Below are 19,896 nucleotides of genomic sequence, written 5' to 3'. Positions count from 1 at the left end.
AATCCATGGTTTATGCAAAACCCTGTAGGAGCTGCCGGAGGCTGCGATCTTTTGATTTTGCTTTGAAAGGTTTTGAAGCTACCGAAGATCAGGATCAAAAGATCGCAGCCTTCGGCAGCTCCTACAGGGGGACTGTCAGCTAGCGAGCAGTGCCAGACGTTGTCGGATCGAAGCTTCGATCCCGGCCTCATCCAGTCCGCATTCCGCCAGCATCTGCGCAGGCTTGGCGTGCTCGACGTAAACATCCGGCAAGCCCAGGTGCAGCATCGACTTGAGGATGTTCTCGCGTGCGAGAAATTCGCTGACCGCGCCACCGGCGCCGCCCATGATCGCGTTCTCTTCGATGGTGACCAGCAACTCGTGGCTGCCGGCAATCTCGCGTACCAGCTCTTCATCGAGCGGTTTGACGAAGCGCATGTCGACCACGGTAGCATCCAGCTTTTCGGCGACTTTCAGCGCTTCTGCCAGTTGCACACCGAACACCAGCAGGGCGACTTTGCTGCCTTGGCGACGGACGATGCCTTTGCCGATTTCAATCGGCTCGAGGTCTTTCTCGATGGCTGCATTCGGGCCGCTGCCACGCGGGTAACGCACCGCCGCCGGGCCGTTGTACAGGTGGCCGGTGGTGAGCATTTTGCGCAGTTCGTTTTCATCGCTCGGGGTCATGATGACCATGCCCGGGATGCAGCGCAGGTACGACAGATCGAAGCTGCCGGCGTGGGTCGGGCCGTCTTCGCCCACTAAACCTGCGCGGTCGATGGCGAACAGCACGTCGAGGTTCTGTACCGCTACGTCATGAACGAGCTGGTCGTAACCGCGCTGGAGGAACGTCGAGTAGATCGCCACCACCGGTTTCGCGCCTTCGCAGGCCATGCCGGCAGCGAACGTCACCGCGTGTTGCTCGGCAATTGCCACATCGAAGTAGCGCAGCGGGAAACGTTCGCTGAACTCCACCAGATCCGAGCCTTCCTTCATTGCCGGGGTGATCCCGACCAGACGCGGATCAGATGCAGCCATGTCGCACAGCCATTCGCCAAACACCGCCGAATACTTCGGCCCGCCAGCTTTTTTCGGTGCAGCGGCCGGAGCGTCGACAGGTTCGAGCTTGGTAATCGCGTGGTAACCGATAGGGTCGACTTCCGCCGGGGCGAAGCCTTTGCCTTTTTTGGTGACGATGTGCAGGAACTGCGGGCCTTTCAGATCGCGCATGTTGCGCAGTGTGGCGATCAGGGTCGGCAGGTCGTGGCCGTCGATCGGGCCGATGTAGTTCCAGCCCAATTCTTCGAACAGCGTGCCGGGAACCAGCATGCCTTTTGCGTATTCTTCGGTGCGGCGGGCGATCTCCCAGGCGCCGGGCAGGCGCGACAGCACTTTTTTGCTGCCTTCACGCATGCTCGCGTAAGTGCGGCTGGAAAGGATCTTTGCCAGATAATTCGACAGACCGCCGACGTTGCGCGAGATCGACATGTCGTTGTCGTTGAGGATCACCAGCATGTTGGCGTTGACTTCCGGCGCGTGGTTCAGCGCCTCGAAGGCCATGCCTGCGGTCAACGCGCCATCGCCGATCACGGCAATCGCCTTGCGATCACTGTTTTGCAGGCGGGCGGCAATCGCCATGCCCAGCGCTGCACTGATCGACGTGCTGGAGTGGCCGACGCCAAAGGTGTCGTACTCGCTCTCGGCACGACGCGGGAAGGCGGCGATGCCGTCCTTCTGGCGCAGGGATTCCATGCGCTCGCGGCGTCCGGTGAGGATCTTGTGCGGATACGCCTGATGACCGACGTCCCACACCAGCCGGTCGTCCGGAGTGTCGAAGACGTAATGCAGCGCGATGGTCAGCTCGATGACGCCCAGGCCGGCACCGAAATGCCCACCGGTCTGGCCGACCGTGTAGAGCAATTCCAGGCGCAACTCATCAGCCAGGGTTTCCAGCTCGGCTTCGCCTAACCGGCGCAGGCCGTCCGGCGTATTCGCACGGTCGAGCAGGGGCGTGGTCGGGCGCTTGCGGGGAATCTCATGAAACGTCGTGGGCATCAGGCGAATCGTTATAGGTATAAAAGATGCGGCAGTTTACCTGATGCATCGCCCCCTGCCCACGCGTTGGTCTTTTTTGGCTGAATCGCCGTCAGTTGCGCCGATCGACGATATACCGGGCCAGCTCGCGCAAAGGCTCGGCCGCCGCGTCAAACGGTCGCAGGGCGTGCAGCGCCTGATCGCGCAATTCCAGGGCGTAGGCCTTGGCGGCGTCCAGACCCAGCAGGGCCGGGTAGGTTGGCTTGTCGCGGGCGATGTCGGCACCCTGGCGTTTGCCGAGGGTCGCGGTATCGCTTTCGACGTCGAGAATGTCGTCCTGCACCTGAAAGGCCAGGCCAATGGCCTGTGCATAAGTTTGCAGGGCTTTCAGTTCATCCTTTTCGGCACGGCCGCTGGCCAGGGCGCCGAGTTTGACGCTGACTTCGATCAACGCGCCGGTCTTGTGCCGGTGCATCTGTTCGAGGGCTTTCTGATCGAGTTTGAGGCCGACCGAACCGAGATCGATGGCCTGACCACCGACCATACCCGCCGGGCCTGCGGCTTGAGCCAGAGCCGTGACCATTTGCAGTCGGATGTCGGCGTCGAGATTGCTCAGATGCGGATCGAGCAAGGCGCTGAACGCCAGGCTCTGCAAGCCGTCACCAGCGAGGATCGCGCAGGCTTCATCGAATTTTTTGTGGGTAGTCGGCTGGCCGCGACGCAGATCATCGTCGTCCATCGCCGGCAAATCGTCGTGAACCAACGAATACGCGTGGATCAACTCCACCGCGCACGCTGCGCCGTTGGCCTGCTCAGCCTTGCCACCGAGCGCTTCGCACGCGGCGTAGGCCAGCAGCGGACGCACGCGTTTACCGCCGTTCATCACGCTATAGCGCATGGCCTCGTAGAGACGCGCCAGCTCTGGCAGCGGGGCGTTGAACAGGCTTTCCAGCGCCGCGTTGACTCGGGCCTGGCTGGTCGCCGAATACGCTGCAATCATTCTGGCTGTTCCGCGTCGAAGGGTTCCTCGGCGAGTTCGCCATCACGCTCCAGCAGCACTTGCACCTTCTGCTCGGCCTGGGCCAGCGCTGCCTGGCAATCACGGGTCAGCCCGATGCCCTGCTCGAAAGCGGTCAGCGAGTCTTCCAGCGACAATTCACCGTTCTCCAGACGCTCGACCAATGTTTGCAGGTCGGCGAGGGACTGTTCGAAATCCAGTGCAGCTTTTTTGCGGGCCATGGCGGCAGTTTCCGGTTGACGTTAAACCGGCGCGACACTAGCAGATAGGGGGGTTATGGGCAAATGAGCGGGGGGTGACCGCAGATGGATCAATGGGTGGATTCGCCTGGATAGCGGATCTGATAGCGAGTGCTCCTCCCGCCGCCCGGAAGTCGTTGCAGGCAGCCTTTGTCCAGCAACTCCGCCAGATGCCGGGTAGCCGTTGCCTTGGAGACTTTCGCCACACTTTGATATTGCGCCGCACTGATGCCGTGTTCGAAACCGCGCTCCCCGCCGTCGAGCAAGCGATTGAGCACTTTAATCTGCTCCATCGACAGTTCGGATTCACGGTGCGTCTGCCAGAAACGTGACTTGCCCAACACCCCCTCGATCCGCGCGATGGCTTGTTGCAGGCTGCGCAGCAAGGTTTGCAAGAACCATGTCAGCCATTCAGTGATGTCCAGCGTGGCTTTCTGGCTGGATTCCAACACTCGGTAATAGCCGCCGCGATCATCGAGGATGCTGGCCGACATGGCATAAAAACGGATCGCCCGTGCTTCGCCCTGAGCCAGCGCCAGATCGGTGATGGTACGGGTAAGGCGCCCGTTGCCATCGTCGAACGGGTGCAGCGTGACAAACCAGAAGTGCGCGATGCCCGCTCGCAGCAAAGGGTCGAGACCAACCTGACGCTGGCTGGCCTCAAACCACTTTAGAAAATTGTCGAGTTGCCGCTCAAGGCCTTGTCTGGGCGGGGCTTCGAAGTGCACGGTCGGACGATCAATCCGCCCGGAAACCACTTGCATTGGCTCCTCGCCACGTAGCGCACCGACATTGATTGCGCGCGAAGAAAAGCCTGTTTCCGGTTCCGGAAACAGCCACTCATGCCATTCCAGCAACCGATCCAGCGTCAACGGCTCATTGAAACGCCGGGTTGCATCGAGCATCAATTGCGCCAGACCTTCACTGCGCTGACTGACTTTATCGCCATCGACTACTTCCAGGCCCAGGCGCCGCGCCAATGACGAGCGAACTGAACCGACATCCAACTGCTCACCCTCGATGGCTGAGGACGTCACGATGTTTTGCAGCAACGCATCCATTTCAGTCTGAGCGCTCAAAGAGTTACCCACTGATCCGGCCATGCCCATCAATTGACCTTGTGCCTGCACGCACTCACGCAGCAACGGCGTCAGACGCTCCGCCTGCCAGTTGAAATCGGGCCAATCGGGTTGTTGCCAGATCCAGTTCGTAGCCATTGGATGCCATTCCTGAGTGCGTGAGCCGAATAGAAGCGCTATTCGGCTCATTTTGTGAGCCGAATATGACGCCTATTCGGCTCATCGTCCACCCGGCGCCGTGATTCCTACCGCAAAAGCAGATGTATCCGATTGTTAAAAAACTGCCGAATGGCTAATCTTCGCGCCTTCTACGACCCGACAGTCACGGGTCTTTCAGACGAAACGCAGTTTCCACCGCTGTGAAGTACCGAGGATCGGGTGCAAGGTTTCGTTCAGGCATGGCAGGAGGCAATACATGCGTTCATTTCTTTTGCTGCTGATCGGCCTGGCCTGCGCGCCTGCGCTGCTGGCCGCGCCGACAGCAGAGATGTCGGAGCCGGTGGGCGGCTGGCGCTACCACGGCTTGCTCGATCGCACGGAAAACCCGCAAGTCGCCTATCCCACGCCGCCGATCGATCGCGGCATCCAGCGCAATCGCACGATGATTCAGGGCCAGCTCAAGGCCATCGGGCATATGCGCCCGCCGCACAGTCTCGCCGTGAATGGCAATCCACTGAATCTGTACACCGACGACCAAGGCCGTTTCGCCCGGCCCTATGCGTTCGGCGCCGGTTCCAACAGTGTCGAAGTGATCAGCGCCGAGGGGCAGTCGCTCAAGCGCGTGCAATTTTATGAAGCAAATAACCTGCGCACGCCGGCGAAAATTCGTCTTGTCTTGGGATGGGACGATCCGAAAGCCGAGCTCGATCTGCACATTGTCACGCCCGATGGCCAGCATGCCTTTTGGGCGCGGCCGGCGCTGAGCAATGGCGGCGGGCTCGACCCGGATGGCGTCGATGGTCCCGGCCCGGAAATGTTCACCATGACCGCGCCGCTGCATGGCACCTATCTGGTTTACGTCAACTATTGGGGCAACTTTGGCAACGGCGGCTATAACTTCGAGGAGACCAGCAACCAGAACGAGGTGATCACCTCGCAAATCACGCTGGTGCTCAACGAAAACACCGTCGACGAAAAACGCGAAACATTCATCGTGCCCCTGCGGGCGATCGGTGATCTGCTGCTGGTCAAGACTTTCAACTATTAAGCATCCCGCTCCACGGATGAACTTCGGGTTTTGTGAACATGAGTGATAACGCTGCTTCTCCGGCCGTCCCGACACCTGCCGGCAAACCTTCCCGGCGCTGGCCGGCACTGCTGATCGGATTGGTCCTGGTGGCCGGCGTGGCGGGAGGTTTTGGCTGGCTGCTGCTCAAGCCCAAGGCGCCGCCGGCAGAGCTTGCCAGTGACAAACTCGGTCTGAGCCGCCCCGACGCCTTGCTGGAAACGCACTCCCTGAGCCAGTTGCCCAAGGACTTGCTGACGGTGCCGTTCCTCAAGGCCACGCTCACCGAAGATTTCGTCTTCTATTACGAAACCCACGCCGATCGCCTGGGCTTGATCGGCAGTCTGCGCCGGATCATCTACGAGCATGACCTGAAGTTGCAGGACAGCCTGATCGAACAGCTTTTCGATCAACCGGCGGACGTCGCGCTGTGGCGGGGGGCTGATGGTCGCTTGAAGGATTTCCTGTTGGTGATGGATCGCGGCGGTCTGGCCAAGCTGCTGGAACCGTTGGCGAAGGTCGCGCTGGATGATTCGCAGCTAAGCGTGTTGGGTAACCTCAAAATCGGTAGCGACGAGGTGCCGCTGTATCAGCTCAGCTACAACGCCAGCAAATCGCTGCTGTTCGCTTCGCGCGGCGACAAACTGGTAGTGCTCTCCAATCCGAACAAGTACTACGACTCTGACAGCGGCACCCAAGAGGAGCCGGGCCACGTCTCTTCGCAAGCGCTGGCAGCACTGCTCAACGGCGAAAAACTGTTCCCCGAAGCATTCGGCCTGCCTGCCAAAACCCCTGAAATCAAACAACGCCTGTCGGTCAACTCCAGCGTTCTTGCCATGGGCTACCAACGCTTCATTCCGAACTTCGCCGGCCTGCGTTTCGACATGGACGACAAGGGCTGGCACAGCTACCTCGCCATGGATGAGCTGGAAAACCAGCCGGACTTCGATTTCAAACCGGTCTGGCAAGCCATGCCGCTGGGCGCGAGTGCCTGCGTGACCCTGCCGATAGCAGCCGAACCGCAGAAGCCGTTGCTGCTGAAACTCGGTGCCGAAGACGCCGTAGCGCAGACACTCACCGAACACGTGGCCGGCGCGGCCGGGCTGTGTTGGTACGCCGGTTCGCGGCTCTACACGCCGTTGCTGGTGGCCAGTCTGAAAGACGACGACAGCAGCAAACTCGATGGCGATCTCGGCAAACTGTTCGGTTCGATGGTCGGCGCTTTCGAGTCCAACGTCGAAGAAAACGTCTTTCCGGTGGTCGAGAAGCAGGAAGGCCAGAGCCACCTCTGGCAGCGCCAGGTCAGCTCCAATTTCGGCCCGTACGCCGCCAAGACTGCCGATAATCCTGACGCCATCAGCGGCAAGGCTTTCATGAAAGTCAGCCTCGCGCGTCACGGTTCGACGTTGCTGTTCTCACTCGACGACAAACTGGTCGACAAAGCCCTCGGCACCCTCGACAAGCGCTTCCCGCCGATGGCCGACGTACTGCCCAAAGATGTGCTGATGCCGATCTACTTCGGCCCGGATTCCATGGCGCAACTGATGCAGCAGGAAACCCTCGACAGCCTGCCTCAGGACATGGAACCGGTGTTTTACAACGCCGCGCAAACCTACCTGATCCCGAAACTGCGCACCCTCGGCGGCTACGGCAAATATGCCCTGACCCTGCCTGAGGGCAGCGAGCCGGACGGCCATTGGCAATGGCTGCCGCTGGAATGGAAAGCGCTGTGACGGCACTGATTCGCAGCCTCGGCCTGCTCGCGCTGTTGCTCAGCGCGGGTGCCCGCGCCATGGAAGCCCCGGCGCTCGATCCGGCGCAATCCCAGGTGTTCCGCGCCTGGTTCGTACGCATCGCCCAGGAGCAACTGAGCCAAGGCCCGAGCCCGCGCTGGTACCAGCAGGATTGCGCCGGGCTGGTGCGTTTCGCCGCCAATGAAGCGCTGAAAGTCCATGACGACAAATGGCTGCGCAGCAATGGCCTGTCCAATCGCTATCTGCCGCCGGAGCTGTCGCTGAGCGATGACCAGCGCAAGCTCGCCCAGCAATGGCAGCAGGGCGGCGGCAAGGTCGGGCCGTACGTCAACGCGATCAAACTGATTCAGTTCAATAGTCATCTGGTCAGCCGCGACGTGTCGCAGGCGCGGCCCGGTGACCTGATGTTTTTCGATCAGGGTGATGACCAGCACCTGATGATCTGGATGGGCCGTTACATCGCCTATCACACCGGCACCACCACCCCCACTGACAACGGCATGCGTTCGGCAAGCCTGCAGCAACTCATGACATGGAAGGACACCCGATGGATACCCGACGCAGCCAACCCCAACTTCATCGGCGTCTATCGACTGAACTTTCTCTCCCAATGACCGGTGCCCGCATGTTGCGACTCTGCGCAAAAATTCCTCTGTTGCTGGCACTGCTGCTGCCGCTGGCGACTGTTAATGCCGAAGACTCGGTGGAGCCGAGCGGCTACACGCCGGTGTCCGGTGAGAGTTTCTTTCTGCTGGCCGACAGCAGTTTCGCCGCCGACGAACAGGCGATGGTCCGTCTCGAAGCGCCGGGCCGTGACTATCGTCGTTTCCGCATGGAGCCTTACGGCGGCGCCGACATTCGTGTGTACCGCATCGATAAGCCGCTGGACTTCCTCAAACGCCAGAAAAACCTGCACCGCGTAGTCAGCGACGGTCAGTTCAAGGGCGAAGGCCTGTCCAACACCCTCGCGTATCTGTGGGACAACTGGTACCGCAAATCCCGTCGGGTGATGCAGCGTGCGTTCTCCTATGAATCGCGCAAACAGGTCACCGAAGAAGTGCCGGAACTGAAGATGGGCGACGCCATCGCTGCACCGACTCCGTATGACGCACAGCCTCAATTCGCACTGATTCCGGGTCTGCCGGTGGTCAGCCAGTTCCGATATCCGCTGTGGCAGGCCAAACCGATTCAACCACCGGCCGGGGTCAATCTGGCCGGGTCTTCCAGTGACTTCGTCAGCGTCGCGCCGGGCAACGTCTACATTCCGTTGGGCAACCTGAAACCGGGTCTGTATCTGGTCGAAGCGCTGATCGGCAAGTACCGCGCCACCACCATGGTCTTCGTCTCCAACACCGTGGCGGTGAGCAAGATTGCCGGTGATGAATTGCTGGTCTGGGCCGCGCGCAAACACGAAGGCAGTTCGGTGCCAAAGGTCGATGTGCTGTGGACTGACGGCCTCGGCGTAATGAGCAGCGGTGCCACCGATGCGGACGGTTTGCTGCGTCTGAAACACGTCAGCCCCGAGCGTTCGTTCGTGATCGGCGAGGACGAGGAGGGCGGTGTATTCGTCTCCGAGAACTTCTACTACGACAGCGAAATCTACGACACCAAACTCTACGCTTTCACCGACCGGCCGCTGTATCGCCCGGGGGATTGGGTATCGCTGAAAATTGTCGGTCGCGAGTTCAAGAATGCGCGGGATTCGGTGCTGCCGGGTGCGGCGGATGTCAGCGTCAGCGTGCTCGATGCCACCGGCACCGAACTGCAACACCTCGATCTGAAACTTGATTCGAAGGCCGGTACTCAGGGCCGTTTCCAGTTACCGGACAACGCCGTGGCGGGTGGGTACGAGATTCGCTTCAACTACAAGGATCAGGCCTACAGCAGCGCCTTCCGTGTGGCCGAATACATCAAGCCGCACTTCGAGATTTCGCTGAACCTGGCCAAGCAGGATTACCGCACCGGCGAGCCGGTCAAAGGCAGTCTGGTGCTGCTGTACCCGGACGGCAAACCGGTGGCCAACGCCAAATTGACCCTGAGCCTGCGTGCCCAGCAATTGTCGATGGTCGACAACGAGCTGCAATACCTCGGGCAATTCCCGGTGGAATTGACCAGCACCGAACTGACCACCGATAGCAAGGGCAACGCAACCCTCGACCTGCCGGCCGCCGACAAACCGAGCCGTTACATGCTCACCGTGTTCGCCAGCGATGGCGCGGCGTATCGGGTCAAGACCACCAAGGAAATCCTCATCGACCGTGGCGCTGCGAGCTTCCGCTTGAGCGCGCCGCAACGCTTCAGTGCGGTCAACGACAAGGTCGCGTTCAGCTATGCCAACGAGGGCGGCACCGAGCAAAGCAAAGCGGTCACGCCGAGCAGCTACAGCTGGGTGCGTCTGGAAGATCAGAGCACTGGCGAAGGTAAACTCGCGGCGACGGATAAAGGCTTCAGCCTCGCGTTTGAACGTCCAGGCACCTACAACCTGACTCTGAAGGATCAACACGGCCGTGTCCTCGGTGCCACCGGTCATTCGGTCACTGGCGACGGCGTCAAAGCCGTGCCGGGCACCGTGGAAATCGTCCTCGACAAGCCTGAATACAAGGCCGGTGATGAAGCGCTGGCGCTGATCACGTTCCCCGAACCGGTGAGCGATGCCTTGCTGTCGCTGGAACGCGACAAGGTCGAAGCCACCGCGCTGCTGGCCAAGGGCGGCGACTGGTTGAAACTGGAAAAACTCAGCGACACCCAACACCGCGCGCGCATTCCGGTGAAGGACAACTTCGCGCCGAATCTGACTTTCTCCGTTCTCTACACCAAGGGCGGGCAGTACAGCTTCCAGAACGCCGGGATCAAGGTGATTGCGCCGCAGATCGACGTGGCGATCAGCACTGACAAAGCGGTGTATCTGCCGGGCGATACCGTCACCGTTGATCTGACCACGCAGTTCGCCGGCAAAGCCGTACCGGCGCACCTGACCGTCAGTGTCGTCGACGAAATGGTCTACGCGCTGCAACCGGAAGTCGCGCCGACCATCGACCAGTTCTTCTACCACCCGCGCCGCAACAATGTGCGCACCAGCGCCAGTTTGTCGTTCATCAGTTACGACGTCGCGTTGCCGGGCAGCCCCGGTGCACCGGGCAAAGCCAATCGCAGCGAACGCGGGGTGAAAGTGCTGGAGCGTCCGCGTCGTGAAGACGTCGATACCGCCGCATGGCAGCCGGAATTGCTGACCGGTGCCGACGGCAAAACCCGTTTCACCTTCAAGATGCCGGACTCGCTGACCCGCTGGCGCATCACCGCGCGGGCGATTGCCGATGACGGTCAGGTCGGGCAGAAGAAGCAATTCGTCCGTTCGGAAAAACCGCTGTACCTGAAGTGGAGCGGGCCGAGCAAATTCCGCAAGGGCGATCAGCCGCAACTCGGCGTGTTCGCTTTCAGTCAGGCCGAGAAACCGGTCAAGGCTGAACTGGTCACTCACTACGCTGGCGCCGAACAACGCCTGCCGGTGACCCTGAACAACGGCATCAACTATCTGCCGCTGCCAGCATTTGCGCTAGCTTCGGGCGAGTGGACGGCGGAACTGGTGCAGGACGGCAAAACCGCTGATGCCTTGGCGGTGCGCTTGAGCGCGACCGGTGATGGCTGGCAAGTGACGCAGACTCAGAATCTCGATGTGGCCAGCGGCGATACGGCGCTGAGCCTGCCGGCAGACGCCACCAACATTCGTCTGCGTCTCGATGACAGCCCGCAAGCGCTGTTCCGTTCCGCTCTTGATGATCTGCTCAGCTATCCATATGGCGGCGTCGAACAGACGGCCAGCCGTTTGCTGCCGCTGAGCATTGCTTATCCGTCGCTGGCATCGAGCCCGCAGATCCGCGACCGCTTGCGTCTTATCATGCAGAACAGCCGTCTGCGTCTGGTGCAAATGGCCGGGCCGTCAGCGAGCTTCACCTGGTGGGGTTACGACGGTGAGCCGGATGCGTTCCTCACCGCTTACGCCTATTACGCCGACTGGAACGCCAGCCAGGTGCTGGAGTTGACTCTGCCGCCGGAGCACTGGCAGCGCGTGCTGGAGGTTTACGCCAAGCAGGCGCCGAACACGCCATTGCTACAACGTGCGCTGATTCTGTCGTTCGCCAAACAGATGCATTTGCCGGTCAACACATTGCTCAGCGGTTTGATGGACGATCTGGCCAAGGCCGGGGAAGGCAGTGCCGAAACGATGATGGACGATGGCGCAGACAGCTTGGTGATGAGCGAGCCGGATTCGGCGCTCGGTCTGGCGGCGGCGAGGGTCTTGACCGCTTCGCTGGCCACTCAGGCAAAAGTCGCGTTGCCGGATGCCTTCAATCGTCAGGTCGGCGCTGCGCAACAGCGTCTGGCAGTGAGCTCGCAGCCGTTTGCCGAGGCGCTGAACCTGTCGCTGCAACCGTTTGATCAGGCGCGTGCGACGGCGTTGTTGCAACGTCTGCTACCACAGCAATCGACCCTCGAACGCGCGCTGGCGCTGACGTGGCTGCAACGCAGCATCGCCCAGGCTTCGCCGACCATCGCGCTGACACCCGGCGATGGCTGGAAGAAAAATTACGGCGCGACCGGTGAAATGTACTGGACGTGGCAGGGCGCGACCCCTGTGCCGAGCGTGTTGACAGTTTCCGGGACTCAGGAGCGTCCGCTGCGTGCGGCGTTGAGCTTCCAGACTCAGCAACCGGCAGTTGATCCGATGGCCGTGACCATCACCCGTCGCCTGTCGCGACTGGTGCCGGGGGATGAAGCATTCACCTTCAAACTGGAGCCGGTCGGCACTAAACCGCTGTCCAGCGACAGCCTGTATCTGGACGAAGTGATCCTCACCAGCAAAGCGCCGAAGCCGCTGCGCTACGGCATGCTCGAAGTGCCGCTGCCACCGGGCGCCGATGTCGAGCGCACCACGTGGGGCATCAAGTTGCAGGGCAAGGACGGCACCGAGCCGACCTCGCTGGAGAAGGCGCGTTTCGAGCCGGGGCAACTGGCTTACGCGGTGCCGGTGGATGCGCTGAGCGGCGAATTGCGCCTGCGCCATCTGGTGCGTTTCTCGCAGAAAGGCCAGTTCAATCTGCCGCCAGTGCGTTTCACTCAGGTTTACGCGCCGCAGCATCAGGCCCAGGAAGCGAAAGCCGTTCTCGGTCAGGTCACGGTCAACTGACATGACCCGGCCGCTGCTGTGGCTGCTGATGTGTGTGATTCCTGCGCTGGCGACGGCGCAGGATGAGCCGTTGCGCGTGGCTTACAAGGGTGAGCTGTTGTCGTTGAGTCAGACGCAGATGATCGCTCGCGAACCGTTGCCGTCGTCGCTGGATACGCCACTTGGCAGCCTGTGGAAGCTGTTTGTCTACGCGTGGCTGGTGGATACCGGCGCGCGGGAACCGGCTTATGAATGTCGCGGGCAGTCGAAAGAGGAAGTCTATTGCTGCTCGGCGGGCGGCAAGATCGAGCGGGATCAGGCGCTGGTGAAGTCGTGCGGGTTGTATTTCGAGCCTGTGCGACTGGGGATTTCTGCCAGCGATTGGCGCACTTACTGGCAGGCGCGAAAGGCGCCGTCGTGGTTGCTGGATTTGCCGTCGGTGCAACCGGCCACGCGGGTTTCTGTGGCTGACTTGCTAACGGTTTTGTCTGCGCTTCCCGCTCAAGATCAGATGCGCCGTGTGCTGCTCGACGTGGTGTTGAACGCCGCCGACGGTAATGTCGTCGGTGAGCTCGGCGGTCGCCTGCGGGTGAAAACCTGGAGCTGGCTCGGCGATCAGGACCCGCAATCGCGGCAGGGCGGGTTTGCCGGTTGGACGGCGGACGGTTCGCCTGTGTGGGCGGGTGGGCGTGGCACCAGTCAGATGGTCTTGCGTCATTACGGTGCTGCACTGGCGACGGTGCTGCCAGCGGCGTGGCCGGCAGAGGCGGGACGTTGTGTTGAAGTCGGACTGTTCTCACGCTATCCGGTCGTGCGGGTTTCGACTGGCGAACGCGTGGTCACGACTGGCCCGTTGCAAGGCGACTACCGCGTCGACTTCGCCAACGGCAATGCGCTGGATATCCACAGCGACGGCGAACTGTTTCTGCTCAACGACAAACTCGTCGCAAGGCTTGATCGCGAAGAATACGTCGCCCGTGTTTTGGAGCGCGAAGCCAAACCGGAACCCGCCGAAGCCGCCAAGGCATTGGCCGTGGCGATCCGCACGTATCTGCTGCAAAACGCCACGCGCAATGGCGACTGCCTGAGCATCGACGACAGCAGTAATCGCCAGCGGGTCGCACCGCGTCCGGCCTCCGCCGAATCACGCAACATCGTCGCATGGACGGCGGATCTGGTATTGGCCGGAAGCACCGTCACCTATCACTCCGACCAACCCGGTCCGGACAAACTCGCCTGGCAGCAAGCCGTCGAACAAGCCAACGCCGGCCAGCGCTACGACGCAATTCTGCTGCACGCCTATCCGCGCGCCAGCCTCAGCCGCTGGGACAACCCGGTCGCTTCCTGCGAAGCATTGCCCGCCGCCCAGGACTGGCTGCAAAAACAGCGTCGCGGCTGGCGCCCGAAGCTCGAAAGCGAAACCGGCTACAACGAAGTCAGCACGTTCGCGGTGTGCAAACTCGCTTTTGGCCGACCCTTCGTCGACCGCGAACGCCAGCGCATTTACGTGCGCGGCGTGCTGACCCTGCAGGATCGCCTCGACCTGACTCACGAATATTTGCACCTGGCCTTTGAAGCACATCCCAACGGTCAGGATGAAACCTACATCGAAGGGCTCGCCCGTCACCTCTTGCTGGAATAGACCATGACACTCCGTTATCCACAGGTCTTGCTGTTGCTCTGCACGTTGACCGCGCTATCGCCGGCAATAGCCGCCGACAGCGTCAAAATCGACACCCCGGTCAGCGGTTGGCGCAGCGGCTCGCCGGGCGGCGAGGGCGAAAGCTTCCGCCAGACCGTCAACTACCCGGCCTCATCGGTAAACACCCCGATCGGCCAGGCCAACACCGCACGCATCAGCGGCCAGATCAAAACCACGCCGAAGAACAATGAGCCCGGCCGACTGATCGTCAACGGCGTCAGCATGCCGCTGAAAATCGACCCCGCTGGCCACTTCGACCGCCCGTTCTCCTTCCCCAACGGCAGCAACAGCGTCGAAGTTCGTAGCCCCGACGGCAAACAACGCCACCGCACTCAATTCCTTAACACCAGCGGCGGCGCCACCCCGCCAAAACTGCGCGTATTGCTGGCCTGGGACAGCGACGGCACCGACCTCGACCTGCACCTCATCACCCCCGACGGCGGCCACATCTGGTACGGCAACCGCGTCGCCGCCAACGGCGCCGGTCTGGACGTCGACGTGACCACCGGCTACGGCCCGGAAATCTTCGCCATGCCGGCACCGATCAAGGGGCAGTATCTGGTGTATGTGAATTACTTCGGTGGCGGGTATCGCGGGGGCGATGAGGGCGGGGATGAGGCGGTGCAGGCGCTGACCACGGCGCAGGTGACGGTGATTACCGAGGAAGGGACGCCGAGCGAGAAGATGGAGACTTTTTTGATCCCGATGCGGGCGGTGGGTGAGTTGACGTTGGTTAAGGCGTTTAGTTATCCGTGAGGGGATTGGGCAGCGGGTTGCTGCCCAATTGAATCGGTCAACAAGCTACTGACCGATTTCTGAACTAAAGGGTATGAGAGTTATAGGTCATCCAGACTTACCTTTACTCGCTGGGGAGTGGCAAGACGTTCAGTGACGACAGCAGTAAGTCTTTCATTCTCATCGGTGTGTAGTGCGGCATCGAACGGCAACTTGCTCCGGTCGGCGACGTACTGAAGTGTTTGGCGCAAAAGCTCTGAGGGCGTGATACCTAACCTTTCGAGTTCGGTGTAGGAGCGCTGCTTCAGATCGTCGTCAATGTGAATGCTGATGAATGCCATGATGAGATACCTGTAATGACGCTTGTCGTTACCGAAACCCATTACGCCCGGTGAGCAACAAGTCCCGATTCAGGTTTTGCGCGGTAGGATCGACTTTAGGCAGGCATTAAAAGCCGGCTTGTGGGCGGCGTTATTTTTGAGTTGTGGCCTTATTTTGCTGGGCTTTTTGGTGGGGCTAAATTCTGTCCCCCCATTTGTCCCCCCATCTCGCTGAGGCGTGGCGTCTTTTGACGAAAACGTCTCAACTCTCAATTGGCTACTTCGGTTGCAGCGATTGAGGAAGATATTGCGAGTATTTACTGTGAAGCAAGGCTATACCTTCGTCTTTTGTAGCGGTGTAGTCCAATTTTTCACGGAAGGCTTCTAGTCGAGCACGGGACGCACCAAGGATTTCACTCCAGGTAACAAGACCTATCTTCAGATTCGGCTCATCATGAAAGAAGCCGAAGGCTTTTCCCTGCTGGCGAACTGATCGCGCCGCTTCCTCTGTCATCTCGTTCGATACTGCTAGAAATGTCCAGTGGGTATTGTGCTTATCAAATCGCTCATCGGCGGCGACAGCCATCGCATAGCTTTCGACTTGTGCTTTTACCTCAAGGTCGATTTTCTGTGAGGGACGTTTCAGCTCTACGACAAGGTATTCACGACGTGTCTTCGCATAGGCCGGTACTTCCCGCCCTAGTAGTAAATCGATGACCGCCTGGGAGCCATCATCTCGGAGCACTGCTTTTGACTTTCTAGGTTTTTTCTCGGAAGGCCGCAGTTTGCCCAAGTGTTTGCGCAAGACGGTATTCAGATTCTCATCGCTACTGGTCAGCAGGTATTCCTCTCCAAAGATCCAGGTCTCACTCTCCAGCATCCTGTGCAACTGAGTACGCTCTTTCAGCTCTCGCTTCGACTCGCCGTCGAACAGAAGTTCGTTTAGTCCAACAAGAAATTGCAGTCGATCCGTGACTAGCTTGCTTGCTTCGATAATGGCTGAAAGAGTGGTGTATTGGAGTAGATCGGCAAGCTCCGATTGCTTCTCTTTAGGAAGGTCTAAAACCTCCGTAAGAATGCGCTTCAAAGCTTCGGGATTTTCGTCAAGAGCGGTCTTGATCATTCGGAGGGTGAACTGACGATTCCGAGTATGACCTTCGCGAAAAGAGTCGAGATACTGATGTACGTTTAGCGCACAGATGTCGAAGACTTCTCTTCGGGCTTGCTCTAGCTCGTCCCCAGCATCTCCTGCGAACGGATAGACCCCTTCATCCTTCCACTGTTGAACCAATTCAGATGCGGTGTCTGCTTTTTTGCGACGGAAATGGGACCGCATTGCCGTACGTGCGCTGTCGACAAGACGGCGTAGGTCGGCATTCAAGTCATCGAGCGCGAGCAGATTCTCGTGCTGCAGCTTCGCGATGTAGTCCGAGCGTAGGAATGCCGTGAAATTAAATTCCCCCCCAGGTCGGATACCGGCCTCAACCTCGTGAAGGGCAAAACCGTCGCTATCGCAGAGGCATATCCGCCGCTCTTTCTTTGCAAAGCTCCATTCGACGATATCTAGTTTGGCCTGTACCTCGGTTCCATCTATTGCTTGGAATGCTGGCAGCTCAACAGAGTCGTGCGATTTCTGAACCGATTTCGGATCAATGCGCTCGTTACGAAAAGTTATATTCGTGGCCGGGTAATTGCGCAGGTAGAGAGCGAAGACCTCGGCGAACTGCCTGGCTGCTGAACCATCTTGCGTCAGTACGCCTAAGGAGTCTTGAAGATTGGAAATATGTACTCTGGTACCTCGATGTCGGCCTATCGGTGCTGGATGAGCTTCTTTGATTTCGAAGTCTTGCAGCTTGCTCGCTTGTCCTTTGATTGCGTGCTGAAGCAGACTGTCGGAGCCCTCAAGAAATGTGGTGTCCCAGATTACGTCATGCCCCAGCGCGAAGGCTTTGAACCGGCCCTTACCATTTCTGCCGTGTAATTTTTTTTGTGTTCCAGTAGTTGCTCTATGGTCTCTTTTCCATGAACCGCCTAGGTTACCGAAAGCCTGCTCAGCTTCTTGCACAGTGATGCCGTTGCCGTTATCCAAAACCTCGATTTCTACTGGACTACCCAGCTCATTGTCAGTGATTCGGATGTGTACCTGATCAGCGTCTGCGTCCAATGCATTCCAGATTAGCTCTGCGAGCGCATTGACGGGTTTTCCACGAGCGAGAGACTCCAGGTGATCTGGCTGCGCTTGAACATGAACGTATTTCGATCCGCTCTGCTGCTCTACTGTCTCTCCACTCATCGTTCGATCCATGTTTTGTGATCCAATTCACCTGGTTCAGAGCACCAGCAATCATGTCAGCGACGTGGCTAGCTCGGCCGAAGCGCAGGTGGCCTCATCCGTTGCGATTAGTGCACGGAGCATTGGTTCAGGCGCTAAGTCCCAAGGGTTCAATCCAGCCTTTGGCTGCCAATACGTCCACGGCGATACCAATTTGGCGCGGTGTGAATTGCTTCTTGCGGGCGTTCCACGCGTAAGTATGGGCAACAACCTCATCGACGCTGGACACGGGCTCACCCTGTTCAATGATCCAGTGCACTGTTGCGAGCAGTTCCAAGCCAAAAGGTGTTTCAAACCCTTCAACCAACTCACCGACCCGATCAAATTTGGCGCGGGTTTTAGCATTCGCCTCCAAGAAGGCATTTGCTTCCTCGACTGCACCAGGCACCAGCGTTAATGGTTTATCTGGCGCGTCGCCACCATCGGCATAGCCGGCAACCAAGTGGCCTTCAATCGCTCGCAATACATGGCGCAGGTTCTCGGCGTAAGGACCATAGGGTGCCTGTACGTATTTGAGGCGAAGGGGTTCTCCCGCTACCTGCATGAAGTACATCAGCTTATGCACCTCCAGCAGGCTAATTGTGGGATCAAGCAATCCGCGCACATAGCGATTCATCAGCTCGACAAGTGCGGCGCGCCCAGCGGTCATACTGGGCACTTCTCGGCTGTGATGCATTTTGTCTGCTGCTGGTGCGCCCATGGGTTCGTAGACGCGAACACGAACGTCCGGCAGGTCGATCATGGCTGCCTCGATACGTGGGCGTACGTCGGCCCAATCAAGTCCGCCCAAACCGCTACCCAACGGTGGAATGGCGATTGAGCTGATGCCACGGGTCCGAATCTCGGCCACCAAGGCGCTGAGTCCCGAGTCAATGTCCTGTAGGCGGCTTTTGCCGCGCCAGTGACGTTTGGTTGGAAAATTGATGATGTAACGCGGTAGCGTGAGCTGATTCGTATCGAAAACGAACATTCGGCCAGGCTGCACCTCTTGGCGCTTGCAGGCAGCCTCGTAGGCCTTGAAGTTCTGTGGCCACATGTTCTTGAACTGCAAGGCAATGCCACGGCCCATCACGCCGACACAGTTCACTGTGTTGATTATGGCTTCAGACTCATCCCGCAGGATGTCGCCGCTGGTAAATTCAATCATGGCCGACTCTTCATTCAGTAATACCACTCAGGGCGTAATTCGACCGTTGGCCTGTGCCCTTGTACAGGTAACACATTAGCTACCTGCGTATAAATTTGCTTGGATTGCACCCCGATGCGCTCAATCAGGTGCCAGGGAAAGCTGTTTTCGAGTAGAAACTCGGCCTGCTTGCCTTCTTTACACTGGCGCCAGTCGCGTGCTTGCACTGCGTTCCAGTCAATCTCATTGAGATGGGCCAGATCTGCTCTGTCTTCAAAGTAGTAGGCTCCGGCATTGGATAATGTGAATGCCCAGCGCCTAGCTTGGGCATTAGCCCATTGCACCGAAGCGTACAGGTCTGCTTCCAAATGCACGATAGGCCCTTGCCCACCCTTGTAGGTCAGTTCCTGGCTTTGCCGGTAGATCAAATACAGCATCACCGAACGCGGGCAAAAGTAGAACGGCACGCATTCGCCCACGTGCAAAATTGGATGGCTAGCCAGCCTCAGTTGCTGGAGTCGCCGCTGCTTGATGTGGTTCATGCCAATGACCGTGCCCGGCAACGTTTGATTCAACAGTACCGCATCAGACAACAAGCCCGTGCTGGCGATGATGGACGGTAAGCGATCCACGTGGCAGATATGGTAAATCTTTGGTTGCGCAGGCGCTGCCATTTTACAAACTCCACACGTTCTTGATGCCGGCTTGGTAACCGGTGCTGAGGATAAGAGCTTGCTGGCGTACAGCGCTACTTTCGTATTAATTCTGCTAGTCGCTCTCCTGTCGCTTTTGCCTTTCTAGCAGACCCAACCTCACATTCCCATACGACGAATACGTTCCAGCCTGACTCCTTAAGATACTCTGTCACTCGTTCGTCCCGGGCGACGTTTTTTTCGAACTTCTCCACCCAAAATGCCGTATTGCTTTTCGGTGTCGTGGCGATGCTGCAGTTGGAATGCCTGTGCCAGAAGCATCCGTGGACGAAAACTACTGCCTTGTACCGAGGAAATACAAGGTCAGGCTTGCCGGGCAAGCCTGACCCATGCAGGCGGTAACGCAGACCGAGGCTATGCAACACTTTGCGCAGCGCTATTTCTGGGCGGGTGTCACTCCCCTTGATTCGGGCCATACGCTCTGACCGCTCTTTAGGAGATAGGAAGTCGGTCACGCTTGAACTCCATGTGGAGTG

At 59.2% G+C, this 19,896-nt stretch carries 15 protein-coding genes; 6 read left to right on the top strand and 9 right to left on the bottom strand.

Annotated features, from left to right (window positions below):
- Positions 1–135: 135 nt before the first annotated feature.
- The 4 genes from dxs to ACA069_RS25205 form a co-directional block, all read right to left on the bottom strand.
- Positions 136–2,034, bottom strand: coding sequence for a 1-deoxy-D-xylulose-5-phosphate synthase (gene dxs / locus ACA069_RS25220; RefSeq protein ID WP_497615437.1), 1,899 nt, complete (start codon positions 2,032–2,034; stop codon positions 136–138).
- Between the two features lie 91 nt (positions 2,035–2,125).
- Positions 2,126–3,013: a (2E,6E)-farnesyl diphosphate synthase gene (gene ispA / locus ACA069_RS25215; protein ID WP_187678788.1), complete on the bottom strand. Its 888-nt coding sequence runs from the start codon at positions 3,011–3,013 to the stop codon at positions 2,126–2,128.
- Entirely contained in the window at positions 3,010–3,252 is a 243-nt protein-coding gene (locus ACA069_RS25210) for an exodeoxyribonuclease VII small subunit (protein ID WP_003228627.1), read from the bottom strand. The genes ispA and ACA069_RS25210 overlap by 4 nt, the downstream gene beginning before the upstream one ends.
- 89 nt (positions 3,253–3,341) lie before the next feature.
- On the bottom strand, positions 3,342–4,487 hold the full coding sequence (locus tag ACA069_RS25205; RefSeq protein ID WP_497615436.1) for a Fic family protein: 1,146 nt from the start codon (positions 4,485–4,487) through the stop codon (positions 3,342–3,344).
- A 277-nt stretch (positions 4,488–4,764) separates the two neighbouring features.
- Between ACA069_RS25205 and ACA069_RS25200 the strand changes: the two genes are divergently transcribed.
- Genes ACA069_RS25200 through ACA069_RS25175 form a run of 6 tightly spaced genes read left to right on the top strand, consistent with a single transcriptional unit; the run spans position 4,765 to position 14,950 of the window.
- On the top strand, positions 4,765–5,556 hold the full coding sequence (locus ACA069_RS25200; protein WP_187678790.1) for a YfaP family protein: 792 nt from the start codon (positions 4,765–4,767) through the stop codon (positions 5,554–5,556).
- Between the two features lie 38 nt (positions 5,557–5,594).
- Positions 5,595–7,307 (top strand): DUF2138 domain-containing protein, encoded by a 1,713-nt coding sequence (locus ACA069_RS25195; protein ID WP_497615435.1) that lies wholly within the window; start codon positions 5,595–5,597, stop codon positions 7,305–7,307.
- Positions 7,292–7,942, top strand: a complete 651-nt coding sequence (locus ACA069_RS25190; protein WP_497618306.1) for a DUF1175 domain-containing protein — start codon at positions 7,292–7,294, stop codon at positions 7,940–7,942. Before ACA069_RS25195 ends, ACA069_RS25190 begins: the two co-directional genes overlap by 16 nt.
- Entirely contained in the window at positions 7,939–12,513 is a 4,575-nt protein-coding gene (locus ACA069_RS25185; protein ID WP_497615434.1) for an alpha-2-macroglobulin family protein, read from the top strand. The genes ACA069_RS25190 and ACA069_RS25185 overlap by 4 nt, the downstream gene beginning before the upstream one ends.
- A 1-nt stretch (position 12,514) precedes the next feature.
- On the top strand, positions 12,515–14,134 hold the full coding sequence (locus ACA069_RS25180) for a DUF2300 domain-containing protein (RefSeq protein WP_497615433.1): 1,620 nt from the start codon (positions 12,515–12,517) through the stop codon (positions 14,132–14,134).
- A 3-nt stretch (positions 14,135–14,137) separates the two neighbouring features.
- The gene (locus ACA069_RS25175) at positions 14,138–14,950 is read left to right on the top strand and encodes a YfaP family protein (protein WP_497615432.1); all 813 of its coding nucleotides are present in this window, start codon (positions 14,138–14,140) and stop codon (positions 14,948–14,950) included.
- Positions 14,951–15,030: 80 nt separating this feature from the next.
- Here the strand turns inward: ACA069_RS25175 and ACA069_RS25170 are convergent, their stop codons facing one another.
- The 5 genes from ACA069_RS25170 to ACA069_RS25150 form a co-directional block, all read right to left on the bottom strand.
- Entirely contained in the window at positions 15,031–15,270 is a 240-nt protein-coding gene (locus ACA069_RS25170; protein ID WP_497615431.1) for a type II toxin-antitoxin system RelB/DinJ family antitoxin, read from the bottom strand.
- 256 nt (positions 15,271–15,526) lie between these two features.
- The gene (locus ACA069_RS25165; RefSeq protein ID WP_497615430.1) at positions 15,527–17,554 is read right to left on the bottom strand and encodes an ATP-binding protein; all 2,028 of its coding nucleotides are present in this window, start codon (positions 17,552–17,554) and stop codon (positions 15,527–15,529) included.
- A gap of 115 nt (positions 17,555–17,669) precedes the next feature.
- Positions 17,670–18,728 (bottom strand): type II toxin-antitoxin system antitoxin DNA ADP-ribosyl glycohydrolase DarG, encoded by a 1,059-nt coding sequence (darG, locus tag ACA069_RS25160; protein WP_497615429.1) that lies wholly within the window; start codon positions 18,726–18,728, stop codon positions 17,670–17,672.
- Positions 18,729–18,742: 14 nt separating this feature from the next.
- Positions 18,743–19,381: a type II toxin-antitoxin system toxin DNA ADP-ribosyl transferase DarT gene (darT, locus tag ACA069_RS25155; RefSeq protein WP_497615428.1), complete on the bottom strand. Its 639-nt coding sequence runs from the start codon at positions 19,379–19,381 to the stop codon at positions 18,743–18,745.
- Positions 19,382–19,455: 74 nt separating this feature from the next.
- Entirely contained in the window at positions 19,456–19,875 is a 420-nt protein-coding gene (locus tag ACA069_RS25150; RefSeq protein ID WP_497615427.1) for a very short patch repair endonuclease, read from the bottom strand.
- Between the last annotated feature and the right edge of the window lie 21 nt (positions 19,876–19,896).

It is taken from the genome of Pseudomonas sp. LBUM1652, assembly GCF_059716105.1.
Note: the sequence above shows the minus strand (reverse complement) of the source record. Positions and strands in the feature narration are given on the sequence as shown.